This window comes from Microcoleus sp. T3_B1, assembly GCF_036700445.1.
In the GTDB taxonomy this organism is placed as follows: Bacteria; Cyanobacteriota; Cyanobacteriia; order Cyanobacteriales; family Microcoleaceae; genus Microcoleus.
The window spans coordinates 1-13,601 of the sequence record NZ_JAUBOX010000128.1; the positions used below are offsets into that span (position 1 = coordinate 1).

Below are 13,601 nucleotides of genomic sequence, written 5' to 3' on the forward strand. Positions count from 1 at the left end.
TAGATAGGGGGTAGGCACGGGGAGTAGGGGTAGCACTACCCCTACAAATGTATCTGAATCATTTAGGATTGCTATATATGCAATGTCACCTCCATTTTACCAAAATTGTTTCCCAAGACAACTAAAAAAATGGGTATTCAAAAATATGTGGGGCGCATCAAAGAAGAACCGCGAACTATACGCCGACATAGTATTTTTTGGATGGGATTGTATGGTCATTCTTGGGTAATAGAAATAGAATGTTGTGAAAAAATGATTGAGTAATTAATGGCAATAAGACGGAACAAGCTACCATTTTTTCAGAGGGCTTGAGGGCTATGTCCCTGATGAGACGGACGTTTTGAGGGCGTTGTCACCCCGTGAAGAAAAACCCTTTACTTACATCAAATCTGGCGGCTACTTTCCTAATTGATGTATCACCTTGTTCATAACTTTTAACAAAGCCAAAGCCGTCGCTTGACTGGTGGACTCCCAAATCCAAATAGTCAGCGCAAACGCGGAAATAGCGCTGCCAATCATCGAAGCAGCTTGTCCGAGCCAGAGTTGAATAAATTTTTGCATGAAATAGGCGATTAATAGGATTTAAAATTCCGAGGATAGGGGTTTTTAGGCAGGATAATGACCGAAAGCATCCAGGATACCCGCCACGTGATTCATTCCGAAAGCAGACTCAGGATCCAGAAATAAAAAACCTGTATCCGATGAAACTTGCCCCCCGAATTTATCTCGCGCAAGTCAATGCTTCAATTCTTTAATCTAAAATCTAAAATCTAAAATCTAAAATCGATTGACACCCGCATAAAATCCCACGCCGCTCTCATTAAAACCAAGGCCATTGCTGGCTAAGTGGAGATAATTCTTCATATTGCTGTCTCGCCTCCTTGCGGTAAAATTTCGCCAAATGCCGCTGCCGCCACATCAGGACACCCGTAACAAACAGTACAAACGCTGCTAATCCTGCGATCGCGTGTACCAACCGCAAGTAAATTCCGCCATAGCTGCCAATATGTAGCGGATAAAGTGAGTTGAGAATTCGATTTGCTACAGAAGCTGAATTTACACTGTCAGCCTGCAATATTTCGCCACTGTATTGGTCTATATAAATGGTGCTAACCCCGTTTGGGTGCGGCTCGTTGGGAAATTTTTTACGTACTTTAAAAATTGCTTCAGGCGTCAAAGGCAGAGAAATAAAAGTGGTTGTAGCTTCCGGCCAAACGGTATTAACTTGGTGTAATATTTCATCAATATTTTGCCTCGAACTGCTAGAGTGGAGATGAGAAGTCAAGGCTGGGTGTGGCTTTTCATTCGTTAGCCAATACAGAGTCGATTCAACGGGCGCGTAAAAAATTATCGCTGTCCCTGTAGCGGAGATGAGTATGAGAAAAGCGACCGAGACAATGCCAGAAACGTTATGTAAATCAAATACAGTCCGCTGCCAGTGAGCTTTCCAATTAATAGAAAATCCGCGACCCAAATTGCGCCAACCAGTCCACAATACCAAGCCAGTAAAAGTTAGTCCTAGCATTACTAGACCGCAAATGCCTACAACAAGATGACCGAATTCTCCTGCCGCTAATTCCGCGTGTAACGTAAAAATAAAACCTGTAAAAGTTTCTTTCTTAAGGCGCGCGCCCTTAATTTCTCCGCTGTAAGGATTGACATAAACGTTAACTATTTCCTCACTCTTTGACAGCATCGAAACTTGGCAAACTTCCTTCGCTGATCGCGGCAGCAAGATACTAAGAGCTTGATTTTGCGGATAAGCTTTTTCGACAATTTGCAGGACATTTTCCAGCGGTATCCGTTCGACTTGAGGAATTACTTGCAGGAGTTGGGGATTGAAGAACCGCTCGATTTCGGGACTAAAAACCAGTAAGCTGCCGGTTAAAGCAATTGCTGCTAGAAATATTCCTACTACCAACCCCAAATACAAGTGGAGTTTGAATGCGAGTTTGCGGAACTTCATCTCGAAATTTTCCTCGAAGCCGTTAACTGTTCTCATTAAGGTAAAACCGATAGTCCGACAGGGAATTCATTCCCTGTCTCAAAGCTAAAGTCCTCGCTATGAGGACTGAGAAAAACACTTTTCGACTCATTAGTCCTCTTGAGAGGACTTTAGCTATTAGACAGGGGTTTCAACCCCTGGCGGACTAGCGGGTGGGCGCGAGGACTGGCAGACTAATATCAAATCCGTTAGCATCGGAATAGTAAATTCGAGTTCACTGTTGACGGTTGGCTGTTGACAGTGAACAGTCAACCGTCAACAGTCAACATCATTCCGGTGTAACCGGAAATGATATAACAGCTTAAATTGACACCAATGGGTTCTTGGAGTGTCCCTACGGGGATATTGAATCTACCTCATAAACCTGCAATCTGCTGTAATTACCAGTTAAGGCGGTAATTAACACTGAGAGTCAAACCTCTCCCTGCATAATTAGAGCTGTCCAATCCAAATCCAGCGGAGTATTGCGACAGCACAGGAAAATATTGATTATTCAATAAATTCTCGACTTTGACTTGTAGCAGCCCCGATCCAATTTTAACCGCGCTGACGTAATCCAGTGTGAGATAGCTGCTAATCGGGCCGCCATCCGAGCCGTCTTTGAAGGCTTGATCGCGATTTCCAGAATATAATAACTGTAACCGATTGTTCCATCCCGGCAAAGTTTCGTTTTGAACATAAGCTGTTAGCTTGAGCGGTGGAATTCGGCTGCTATCGATGGCGATGTAACGGTTGTCATCCTCATATTCGCCTTGAATATAAGTAGCAGTCCCACCGATCGACCATGTTCGTCCAGGTTGCCAATCCACAGTTCCTTCTAAGCCGTAAATGCGTTCTGGGGCGCGCTGTAGTTCCAGGCGGCCTGTGTTGCCAACTGGTTCAAAACGGACTCCTAGATCCGAGGTATTGTAAAAAGCGGCAAGCGACATTTGCACGGATTGCCACCCTCCTCGAATGCCAATTTCGTAGCTGTTGACTTTTTGCGGTTGAGTTACTTCTAACGAAGATTCAATTCCGACAAAATCATCGGGGGGTTGGCGGAGGATGCGGCCGAAATCTGGAACTGAGAAACCTTGAGAAAAGTTGCCAAATATGTTGAAGGTGTCATTAATTTTATAGACAGCCCCTGTATTAAATAGGGTGGCGTTAAATTTGCGATCGCCTCCTTCGATCTGGCGCTCATTAAAAGTCGTATAATCATTGACGTTTAACCCGAGGCGTTCGTGACGTATCCCACCACTTAAAATGACGATATCGTCAATATTCCATTCCATTTGACCGAAAAAGCCAAGGCTGTTGAAAGTGTAAGGAGGGACGAAAGGACGCTCGGAGATTTTCCGGTAAACCCGGCGGCCACTTGCGTCAAATCTCTCCGGGTCGTACAGGTCGAAACGCTGTCTGCTATCTTCAGTAATATAGTCAGAACCCCAAGTTAATCGAAGATTTTCGGCACGGGATAAAGGAGTGGTGATCGCCAGTCTACCTCCTATCTGTTCGTTCTCGGCTCGCGAACGAGTAACACCGACAAACGGCCCAAAGAAGTCGGACGTGCGGTAATCTGAAGGAACACCTACATTGGAATTCGTTCGATAGTAGATTTGACTTTGAAGGGTGCTGCCAAAAAGGTTTTGGTTGGTGTAACTTAGGTTGATCTGTGTACTTTTATTTCCCGGTGTTTCCCCGTCAATATCCAAATCTCCGGTTCGGATGGCGCGGGCTTTTTGCCGTCCTTCCTGGTCGTCAACGCTAACGTCTGGGATCACATTAGGATCTTGGGTTTCGCGATAGTGATTGACCGTTAGTTGCAGCCGCTGGTTGGTGTCCAAATCTACCCCGACTTTGCCCATGACGTTGAAGAGCGTGCTGCTATCTCCGCCGATTTCAAACAAGGGAATGCGATCGCCTTTGGCATCGTAAAAAGCTCCACTTCTAGAGAGCGAGACAGTGCCGGTCATATCGAAATTGCCACTTCGGCCAGAAATCGTCTGCTGAGCGTTAAAGCCTAAAGCATCTCTTGTGTTTGTTAAAGGGCTACTGACGCCCACTTCAGTAACAGCAGTTAGCCTTTCCTCAGTTGGGCGACGAGTAATAATATTAATCACGCCACCTGTAGCCTGAGCGCCGTAGATTGCGGTAGACCCCCGCACTACTTCAACACGCTCGATCGCGCTGGGATCGATGTTTCTGAATTCTCTGCCAAAAGATTGAAGATTGGTCGTTTGTGGCACGCCGTCAATCAGAACGGAAACGTCGCGACCCCGCAAAGTTTGTCCATAAGTGGTCGTAGTTTGAGTGGGCGGCGCAAAACCGGGAACCTGATTTGCCAGAGCTTCCCCGACATTTCTCGATGGCCCTGTGTCCCGCTGAATTTCTTCTGAGTCTACCACCGTTATAGAGCGTGGCACGTTCGTCACTCTTTGTGAGGTTCGTGTTGCAGTGACGACGATTTCAATCGGGGATCTCCCCACCTGTGGCGTGCCAGGTGGCTGCGCTGTCGGCGGCAAGGGTTCTCCGGGTGTCCCAGGTGGCTGCGCTGTCGGCGGCAAGGGTTCTCCGGGCGTCCCAGGTGGCTGCGCTGTAGGCGGTAAGGGTTCTCCTGGTGTCCCAGGTGGCTGCGCTGTAGGCGGTAAGGGTTCTGCGGGTATCTCTACCGACTGCCCTGTCGGCGGCAAGGGTTCTCCGGGCGTACCTGGTGCCTGTGTTGTAGGAGCAGGTGCAGACGGGCGAGCAGTCATCTCCGAGGTGGGTTTTAAGCCCAGAATCAGACCTGCAGCGTTAGGAATCACCCGTGCCACTGGTTGACCCCTCTCGCCAACGACTTTGATTCGGATGCTGTTGTTATCTAAAGGAGTAACGGTGACAGAAGCAATTCCGGCAGCAGGCTTGTCTTGACGAAACTCATTTCCCCCCGGTAGTCGCAGTTGAGCGGTGATGACATCAACTTGTAAAGTTTCGCCAAAGCTGGCGCTGAAGACTTGCAGGGGTCTTCCATCTTCAGTGTCTAGGATGATTTCAATGCCTTCTGACGTGGGGTTGAGGCGAACGCCCGTCACCTGCGCGATGTTGGAAGCGCACGCGGGCCCAGCGACTAACGCCGACACGACTCCTGCCAGCCCAAGGCTATTTAATAATTTCTGCGATCTGTTCATTACTCTTGAATCAACAATTAATGGAACTTCGGATATGTGGTTTGCGTTGCTTGCACAACATGATTTGTGGCAGCGTTGCTGCTCTTCTGTGTCTCTTGAAACTGACCTGCCCAAGATCCGGCCCAGTTGTCGGGCGCAGTTCGATCCGATTCTCCCGTCGCTAGTGGCATTTGTCTGGGAATACAGGAGGCGCGTGAGGGCGAAAGCCTCATTCCGGTGGCGCTCTGGACGATCGACCACGGTTGGCACCGGACTCGGTTAAAGGAAGTAATCGCTGGGCGCTTAATGAGAAAGTGCCTTAATTAGATAACAGAGCACTTGCATCTGTCAAGAGTTAACTAATGAAAACTTTTTGCATTTTACGGATAGGGGGGTGTTACCCCTTACTCTAGTTACACACCACTTGCCTATTATGGTTTATGGTCAGGATCAGACAAACGATCGCCTAAAATGCTAGGGCAAAAGTTAGGAAAGATCATCATATAGGAAACGATAACAGTCAACAAATTGGCTGAAAAACTCTTGATAATTAATGTCATCTAGCCTAATATGCTTAAAGTCGATAGCCGTAAAGCCCCTGAAGCTGATATCGAAGCTGGCTGGGACTGAAATCGCCCCGGAGCCTGCAGCCGAACAGCCCGACAACAAAACGTGAAAACAAGCGCTCATACCCGGATTGAAGACTCAAACGCGCTGATGAGAGACTCGTAACGCCCGACAACTGTTCACAGAAAGTCTATGTGGAAAGAATTTGACCCAACTGGTTGGCGTACTGCAAACAAGATTTATTGGCGTTGCACAATTTGAGGATGATTCTTGTGGGGAGTAGGGGTTAGGCGTCCCGCCTGCTGTGAAAATACACGCCTTCGGGCTCATGGGCCCATCTCACAAAACAATCAAAATCATCCCGCAATTATGCAACGCCTTTTTAACTTCTTCCTTCTTCCTTCTTCCTTGTTCCTTCTGCTATAGTTTCTGGCGCGAACTCAGGTGAGCTTCAATTTCCGATCGCGATCGCCATACAGGGCGCAATTCCTTACGAGCAAAGAGCTGCCACCGATCGCCGGCGTGGGGCGAACCAGGTGGAGTGGCGTTGCCGTAACTGTTTAGCGCCATCGCTTTCACCGGAAGAGAGAACTCAATCGCAGCGACAAAAGAATCGCCCGCAACCGCTTGAAAGCGATCGTCTTTCCCTGGAGCGAACCATACTGAGCGAAATACACCCAAAGCACCGTCAGCTTCATTTGCAGCCAAATTCGCCTCCCCAGGCAATCGGAAGACTAAGGTTATTTTTGGAGCTGTCCCTGTTGCCAATTTCCCTCTACCTTCGTTCCATCTGCATATAGATAAGAACCTTGCCCGTGTTTTTGCCCGTTGAGGAATTCACCTTGATAGCGATCGCCATTGGCGTAAATGCAGGTACCTTTACCGTTGAACTGACCATCGCTAAATTCGCCTTCGCAGCGATCGCCATTCTTAAAAACGTAAACTCCTTTCCCGCTCATCTTACCCTTGACAAAAGTGCCTTTATAGCTATTTCCATTGGCGAACTCACGGACACCTTCACCACTAAATTCTCCATTGTCAAACGGCCCTTGATAACGTCCCCCTTCTTTAAAAGTAAACAACCCCTGACCTTGAGTGTTGCCCTTCACAAACTCTCCTTCATAGCGGTTGCCGTTCGGATATTCGCGAACCCCTTTACCGTGAAATTGCCCTTCACTAAATTGCCCCTCATAACGGCCTCCTTCAGCAAAGGTATAAATTCCCGGCCCGTGAGGCAAGTTATTCAGCAACTCTCCTTCGTAGCGGTTCTTATTAGCATATTGACAGACCCCTTTGCCGTTAACTTTTCCTTCTTTAATATCTCCTTCGCAACGAGTACCATTACTGAAGGTAAAAGCCCCTCGGCCGCTGGGAGAACCATTAGTAAAAGAGCCTTCGTAACGAATGCCGTTAGTTGAGGTAAAAGTGCCTGTACCGTCGAACTCACCGTTTTTAAAAGTACCTTCGTAGCGGTTGCCGTTAGCAAATTCGCGGACACCTTTACCGTTGAATTCACCCAAGGCAAATTCTCCTTGGTATCGACCTTCTTCTTTAAAGGTATAGATGCCTTGACCGTGAGGTTTGCCGTTGATAAATTGGCCTTCGTAGCGATCGCCGTTGGCATATTGACAGATGCCGGAACCGCTGAGTTTTCCCTCACTCAATTCTCCCTCGCAACGTCCGCCATCGGGTAAAGTAATTACTCCTGCCATTGCGCTGTGAGGGTTGGCAAACAACAAAGCCATTCCCAAGTTGGAACCAAGTAAGAGAGCGAGTCCAACTCGCGGAAGTTTACTTAATATTGCTGACGACATTCCCAAATTCATAATTCACAAAAAATTCAACTTTTAATTTTGCTATTCCTTGGACGGTGCTATAGAATTCCCAGCCAAATTGCTAGAGTTTCAAAAAAATCCCTACTTATCGAGCTGGAAGGTAATGGATGCTCTTTCTCCTTTAATGCCACTCTCTGATGAGGCAAGTTTCCATTTTTCTACTGCTTTAATCACTGCGCGATTCAAGTCGTTGTATTTGCTAGGAGTCGAAATCTTGATGTTGAATGGCTTACCGTTGGGGTCAATGTCAAACACGACTTCCACTTCGCCTTGCCGCCCTTCTTCTCTGGCTGCGCTCGGATATTCAGGTCTACCGCAGCTAATGCAAGTGTCGGGAAGCCGGCCGGAAGAGCCCGAAGGACTCCCCCCTCTTCCCGGATTTGTCGGTTTTGGCACTGGCCCGGAACCGCTGCCAAATGGCCCTGACGAACCTCCGCCGCCATTTCCACCTCCACCGGGTGATGAGTTCGACGCACTTCCGACCGGGCTTCCGCCTCCAGGGCCTCCACCTCCAGGGCTACCAGAGGTGGCGAGGTTTCCTAAACCTCCGCTCCCATTTCCAGAATTGCCACCGCCTCCTGGCCTGGTGGCCGTGACTGGCGAGCCAGCTGCAGGTGTTCGGGGCGATCGCCCCGAACCAGTCGCAAATGGATCTGACGAAGGTATGTTGCCATTTTCCCTGGCACCGGATGGTGAGTTCGGCGCACTTCCTCCGGGGCTACCAGAGGAGGAAGGGTTTGTGAGATCCCCGATCGCATTTCCAGAGTTACTACCGCCTCCTGGCCTAGTAGCTGTGACTGGTGAGCCAGCCGCGGGCGATCGCTGTAGGGGCCCGGAAGAAGGATTTAATGGCTCATCAGAAGGCTCCCCGCTACCCGCCGAAGCAGATGACGAGAGCGGGTTATTTTTTTCAGGGCTGTCGGAGGAGTTGGGATTTCCAGCATCTTTTGTAAAGTCTGTGGAACTTCCAGCACCCTTGGGGCGGGAGGCGGTAACGGGTGGTTCGCTTTTTGGAGGATCGGGCGAGGGGGTATCCGGTTCCTTGGCGATCGGGGTTTTAGGAGTTTCTGGGGAATTGAAATCCTGTTGAGGTGGGGGGGAAGGCTCGATGGGAGTTGGTGGCGAAGTTTCCGTTAAGGGCAGCTCTTTCTTAATCTCTGGTGGTGGCGTTACCGCTACGGGTGGCTCCTCTGGAATCGGCGGTGGCGTTACCGCTACCGGCTGCTCCTCTGGAATCGGCGGGGGCGTTGCCGCTACCGGCTGCTCCTTTGGAATCGGCGGTGGCGTTACCGCTACCGGAGGCTCATCTGGAATCGGCGGTGGCGTTGCCGCTACGGGTGGCTCCTCTGGAATCGGTGGTGGCGTTGCCGCTACCGGCTGCTCCTCTGGAATCGGCGGTGGCGTTACCGCTACCGGAGGCTCCTCTGCGGGAGTTGGCTCTGGTGGCGGTTCTGGTTTAAACGTCTCAGGCGGGGGAGATGCCTTTTCTGGAATAGTCGGCTCTGGCTCGGTTTCCTCTACTTTGGGCTCATCAAGCACAACAATTTCAATTGCATCCTCTGCAAATTCCGCAGGTTTGACCAACTTGAGGCTCAACGGCAGTGCGACACCGTGCAGTAAGGTTGAGGCTAACAGACTGATCGCCAGAACTTTTTTGAGAGCTTCTTCTTGTTGTTGTCTTTGCGTCGCCGAAACATTTGAAAAACTCATGCCTTATGAATCTCCTTGATGGATGGGTTGGCAACGTCCTCGCTGGCTCCCCGACATAACCCGAAACAAGCTACCAACTGCGGGTTGAGCTTGCTATCAATGATGAACTTACCCATCCTATAAGAAGACTGTCACCCTGTTCAAGACTCTTGCAATTAATTTTCATTATTAAACTGTAAGATAGCGACTAGACGCTATCAATCAGCATTTCCTTTGGGTGCACGTCGCTCTCGTGGGTGCTGTCAATGTTCTGATTCTGGCAGGGCTAGGTGCCAAAATGCCTGAACGGCAATACTCTCGCCCGTAATCAACCAACGAATTTCCACATTCTCAAGCTTTTCATAAATTTTAATTAATTAGCAAAACCAATTAAATTGATATATTTAATAAATAATGATTATCTTATAGGGTGGCTCATGACTTGACAAACCCTAAATTTTGTGGAAACCTAGTTGAGAATCTTTTGAATTATTGAAGGTTATTGTCAAGTCCTAACGCAAATATTTAGCAAAGAAGCACTGGCAGAACAATCTGTCGCGAGCTCGGTCGGGATCACAGTAGGAGCATTTTGGGTACAGACGAAGATAGTCACATACAGGTAGTGCGATCGCGCTTGCGATCGCGCTTGAGTAAAACAATTCGCAGCCTGAATCACTTGTGCCGACTTGACGCAGAAACTCTACCAGCCTTCTCACGGGCTAATTGCACCATTAGGCAGCTTGCGATCACTCAACAGAGCTAGCGAGAGTACAAAGCAATGGATAGTTTCATTTACATTTTTCGCGCCGCAGGCATTGTTGCTTGGCCGCTGTTTGCCTCGTCAATCGCAGCAGTCGCGCTGATCGTAGAGCGTCTTGCCTTTTGGTTTAGGGTAAATAGGCGGCAGCGGCGAGTGGTGCGAGAAGTGCTACAGCTTTACAGTCAAAACCCCGATTCCGCCATCAAAAAGTTACAAGTAAACGGCGATTTGCCCCTAGCCCGGATTTTTTTAGAAGCTTTAGAATTAGACTCGCCCAACATCGAAGAATTTCGTTTGGCCCTAGAGAGTGGCGCTCAGGCAGAAATCCCCATCCTGAAGCGATTCAATACAATATTTGACACCATTATCAGCCTTTCCCCACTATTTGGGTTGCTCGGAACAGTTTTGGGGTTAATTACCACGTTTTCCTCCCTCAAACTGGGGAATGCCACGGGCACCAATGCCACAGGCGTTACTTCTGGGATTAGCGAAGCCCTCGTTTCTACGGCAATAGGGTTAGTTGTGGCAATCTTTACGCTCTTATTTGCCAATATGTTTCGCGGGTTTTACTTACAGCAGATTGCTTTTATTCAGGAAGCTGGAGGCCAGTTAGAGCTATTGTACCGTCACCGCTACGAAAAATTACCAAGAGAATCTAATTATGCGCCTACCCGATGAACCTGATAGTATTCCCCAGATTAACATCGTGCCAATGATTGATGTGGTCTTCGCGATATTGACGTTTTTAATTGTTTCCTCTCTGTCTTTATCCAAATCCGAGGGTTTGCCCGTAAATTTACCGAAAGCCTCAACCTCTCAAGTTCAGGACTCGCCTGCTAAAATTACCGTCACCATTGATGATCGGGGAAAATTAATGGTTGATAAAAAGTTAGTCAACTTAGAGCAGATTGAGAGTACAGTGCGACAGGTAATGGGGTCAAATCCGAACTCATTAATTGTGCTGAATGCGGATAAAAACGTCAATCACGGAAATGTGGTGGAAGTTATGGATCGATTACGCCGAATTAAGGGAGCTAAGTTAGGGATTGCTACCGCAAAGTAGAGAGCTAATATAATTCCTAATTTGTAATCCCTCATACTTTTAAAGTGAAATTCCTCGGTGCAAATGTACTCAAAAAGCTGGCTGGGTGACTCCCGGCGGCGAATTTGCGGGGCTGTCAACCAAGCTTGTTGAAACCTAATCACTGGCTGTCCACTTTATTCTCAATGACTGGTTGAACCTGTGGCGGCACATTATACGGAATCCGGCTTTCAAAAGTCTGAAACAAATTAGTCAGAGGTTAACCAATGATAGTTGGTTAGATTCCGAATTTCTACCTGCATATTCTCCTGGAGAAACCGACATCGTTCAATTAATATTGTTGGGAGTTCATCTATAGTTTCAACACAAGTATTAGCCAACGGTTCATCCACCAATTTCCATAACCGATCGGCTGGTTGTAACTCTGGAGAATAGAGAGGAAGATGTTCCACCAATACGCTTGGGTTAGTGCTAAAAAAACCGATCGTGCGTAGGTTGGGTTGAAAAACGAACCCTCGGTTTCACTCCGCCCAACATTTGCGTTACAATTTTCCACGGGCCCAAGCGTATTGAGTTAGAACTAGATTTTTGAGTTTTTATAGATTAAAAAGATATGAATCATGCCCGTAAGGTCAATTTTGAGAGTCCTCCAACTGGTTGATGTGCTCCTGACACAGAATTCAGGGTATTTTTACTGACTATTATCTTGGGCTAAGGACTCTCAAGAGGCACCGCAACTGCGTGTGTGCGAGTTGGGGGTGCGGAATGTGGGTTAGATGCTAGTGCAAGTCTGGGATGTACTGCTGTGTGCAAATTGGTTGATGTCCAACATATCAATGTAGCCGTTTATCTCATTTCTCCCAATCTTATCTACTCCTCTAGGTGCGATCGAGTTCTTGCAACCCTGACACCAGATTGCCCAGTTCCATGACCAAAAGAATGGGATACAAGCCCCGTCCTTATAGGACGGCTTTAATTCTATAAATTCTGGAATTAACGTCAAATATATGGTAGTATAAGACAGCAGCCTGCCCAGGTCGAACCATGCTAGTTTTTGAGTTCAAAGCCTACGGGAAAAAGCAACAATACGACAAGATCGATGAAGCTATTCGCACGGGGCAATTTATTCGGAATAAATGCCTGCGGTACTGGATGGACAATCGCGGTGTCGGCAGAAAAGAACTGTATAAATATTGCACTCAATTGCGAGCAGAGTTTGGCCTTGTCAAAGACTTGTACAGTCATGCTTGTCAAGCTGCTGTTGAAAATGCCCAACGCGCGATCGATCGGTTTTTCGACAACTGTAAAAACAAAAAGCCGGGTAAAAAGGGCTATCCGCAGTTCAAGAAAAACAGTCGCTCGATCGAGTACAAGGTTGGTGGCTGGAAACTTTCATCAGACCGGAAACGCATTAACTTTACTGATAAGAAAGGTATCGGGATGCTGAAATTAAAAGGCAGTCGAGACTTGCATTTTTATCAGATAGAGCAAATTAAAAGGGTACGGATTGTCCGACGTAGTGATGGGTATTACGTGCAATTCTGTGTCGATGCTCCTCGGAGCGCTCTCAAAGATTGCAAGTCATCCAATCGTGCGGTAGGAATTGATGTCGGAATTAAATACTTTTTGGCTGATAGTGAGGGAGGGATAGTCGAAAATCCTAAATTTTATCGCAAATCAGAAAAGCAATTAAACCGCGCCAACCGGAAAAAGTCCAAAAAGTTCAAAAAGGGTAAACCGCAATCTAATAACTACAAGAAGGCCAAAAATCGGTATGCTCGGAAACATCTAAGAGTAAGTAGGCAGCGAGAAGAGTTTGTCACTCTTAGTGGCACTCCGTTACGTCCAATCTAACGATTTGGTCGCCTATGAAGACTTAAATGTTCAGGGCATGGTAAAGAACCGAAAACTGTCTAAGTCGATTAGTGATGCCGCTTGGTCTAAGTTTCGGACGTGGTTGGATTATTTTGGGAGCGTCTACGGAACAAAAACCGTAGCTGTATCGCCCCACAATACCAGTCAGAATTGCTCGAATTGTGGCAAAAAAGTCAGTAAGTCTCTATCAACTAGAACGCACATTTGTCCGCATTGCGGGTATTCGGCAGATCGAGACACCAACGCAGCAATTAACATCTTGAAACGCGCCCAAAATACGGCGGGGCACGCCGAAATTAACGCTTGGGGAGAGATGCCCTCTAGTTTAGTTGGGGAAACCCTGCTAGGTTATGGCGACTCATTGAACCAAGAATCCCCGTCCTTATAGGATGGGGAGTGTCAAGTAAGCACCCCTAATCTTCGTTTTGTTGCTAAAACTCACCTTGGCATCGCTAAATACAACTACTGGAGTGACCTTGGTTAACTTCTTAGCTTTTTTGATGGCCGTAGCTTGGTTGGCAATCTGTGCCAGAAAATCTTTCTTAAAATCTATCAATTTCCCGTAAGATTGACGCTTGAGCACATCCCCATCCAACAGAACTACGGTTGAGTGAGACTTCACATCGGGAGCATCTCACCTTTGCAGCCCTCCGCTAGAAATTGGAGTTTTGAGGCAGGAGGCAGGAGGCAGGAGGCAGAA

At 47.7% G+C, this 13,601-nt stretch carries 12 protein-coding genes; 4 read left to right on the forward strand and 8 right to left on the reverse strand.

The features are described 5' to 3' along the window. Window positions 1-396 precede the first annotated feature (396 nt). The 6 genes from QT990_RS33735 to QT990_RS33760 form a co-directional block, all read right to left on the reverse strand. Window positions 397-561, reverse strand: a complete 165-nt coding sequence (locus tag QT990_RS33735; protein WP_333139526.1) for a hypothetical protein — start codon at window positions 559-561, stop codon at window positions 397-399. A gap of 259 nt (window positions 562-820) precedes the next feature. Beyond that, on the reverse strand, window positions 821-2,002 hold the full coding sequence (locus QT990_RS33740) for a PepSY-associated TM helix domain-containing protein (RefSeq protein ID WP_333139524.1): 1,182 nt from the start codon (window positions 2,000-2,002) through the stop codon (window positions 821-823). 383 nt (window positions 2,003-2,385) lie between these two features. Beyond that, window positions 2,386-5,154: a TonB-dependent receptor domain-containing protein gene (locus tag QT990_RS33745; RefSeq protein ID WP_333139522.1), complete on the reverse strand. Its 2,769-nt coding sequence runs from the start codon at window positions 5,152-5,154 to the stop codon at window positions 2,386-2,388. A 966-nt stretch (window positions 5,155-6,120) separates the two neighbouring features. Then, window positions 6,121-6,408 (reverse strand): penicillin acylase family protein, encoded by a 288-nt coding sequence (locus QT990_RS33750; protein ID WP_333300296.1) that lies wholly within the window; start codon window positions 6,406-6,408, stop codon window positions 6,121-6,123. Window positions 6,409-6,440: 32 nt separating this feature from the next. Continuing rightward, complete coding sequence (locus tag QT990_RS33755) at window positions 6,441-7,514, reverse strand: hypothetical protein (protein WP_333139518.1); 1,074 nt, start codon at window positions 7,512-7,514, stop codon at window positions 6,441-6,443. 102 nt (window positions 7,515-7,616) lie between these two features. Next, entirely contained in the window at window positions 7,617-9,245 is a 1,629-nt protein-coding gene (locus QT990_RS33760) for a TonB family protein (RefSeq protein ID WP_333139516.1), read from the reverse strand. A gap of 757 nt (window positions 9,246-10,002) precedes the next feature. Here QT990_RS33760 and QT990_RS33765 point away from each other — a divergent pair. Beyond that, on the forward strand, window positions 10,003-10,662 hold the full coding sequence (locus tag QT990_RS33765) for a MotA/TolQ/ExbB proton channel family protein (protein WP_333139512.1): 660 nt from the start codon (window positions 10,003-10,005) through the stop codon (window positions 10,660-10,662). Next, window positions 10,646-11,047: a biopolymer transporter ExbD gene (locus tag QT990_RS33770; protein WP_333139509.1), complete on the forward strand. Its 402-nt coding sequence runs from the start codon at window positions 10,646-10,648 to the stop codon at window positions 11,045-11,047. Before QT990_RS33765 ends, QT990_RS33770 begins: the two co-directional genes overlap by 17 nt. A gap of 227 nt (window positions 11,048-11,274) precedes the next feature. Here QT990_RS33770 and QT990_RS33775 read toward each other — a convergent pair whose 3' ends face one another. Further along, entirely contained in the window at window positions 11,275-11,478 is a 204-nt protein-coding gene (locus QT990_RS33775) for a hypothetical protein (RefSeq protein ID WP_445252010.1), read from the reverse strand. Window positions 11,479-12,070: 592 nt separating this feature from the next. On the opposite strand from QT990_RS33775, the gene QT990_RS33780 reads away from it, so the two are divergent. After that, the gene (locus QT990_RS33780) at window positions 12,071-12,880 is read left to right on the forward strand and encodes a transposase (RefSeq protein ID WP_333139508.1); all 810 of its coding nucleotides are present in this window, start codon (window positions 12,071-12,073) and stop codon (window positions 12,878-12,880) included. Next, entirely contained in the window at window positions 12,843-13,289 is a 447-nt protein-coding gene (locus QT990_RS33785) for a transposase (RefSeq protein WP_333300298.1), read from the forward strand. Before QT990_RS33780 ends, QT990_RS33785 begins: the two co-directional genes overlap by 38 nt. Here QT990_RS33785 and QT990_RS33790 read toward each other — a convergent pair. Further along, window positions 13,284-13,523: a hypothetical protein gene (locus tag QT990_RS33790; RefSeq protein ID WP_333139504.1), complete on the reverse strand. Its 240-nt coding sequence runs from the start codon at window positions 13,521-13,523 to the stop codon at window positions 13,284-13,286. The two genes, QT990_RS33785 and QT990_RS33790, sit on opposite strands and share 6 nt — an antisense overlap. Between the last annotated feature and the right edge of the window lie 78 nt (window positions 13,524-13,601).

Coding starts and splice junctions, on each gene's coding strand:
- QT990_RS33770 (WP_333139509.1), top strand. CDS start 10,646: ATGCGCCTACCCGATGAACCTGATAGTATTCCCCAGATTAACATCGTG.
- QT990_RS33780 (WP_333139508.1), top strand. CDS start 12,071: ATGCTAGTTTTTGAGTTCAAAGCCTACGGGAAAAAGCAACAATACGAC.
- QT990_RS33740 (WP_333139524.1), bottom strand. CDS start 2,002: ATGAGAACAGTTAACGGCTTCGAGGAAAATTTCGAGATGAAGTTCCGC.
- QT990_RS33765 (WP_333139512.1), top strand. CDS start 10,003: ATGGATAGTTTCATTTACATTTTTCGCGCCGCAGGCATTGTTGCTTGG.
- QT990_RS33745 (WP_333139522.1), bottom strand. CDS start 5,154: ATGAACAGATCGCAGAAATTATTAAATAGCCTTGGGCTGGCAGGAGTC.
- QT990_RS33755 (WP_333139518.1), bottom strand. CDS start 7,514: ATGTCGTCAGCAATATTAAGTAAACTTCCGCGAGTTGGACTCGCTCTC.
- QT990_RS33735 (WP_333139526.1), bottom strand. CDS start 561: ATGCAAAAATTTATTCAACTCTGGCTCGGACAAGCTGCTTCGATGATT.
- QT990_RS33760 (WP_333139516.1), bottom strand. CDS start 9,245: ATGAGTTTTTCAAATGTTTCGGCGACGCAAAGACAACAACAAGAAGAA.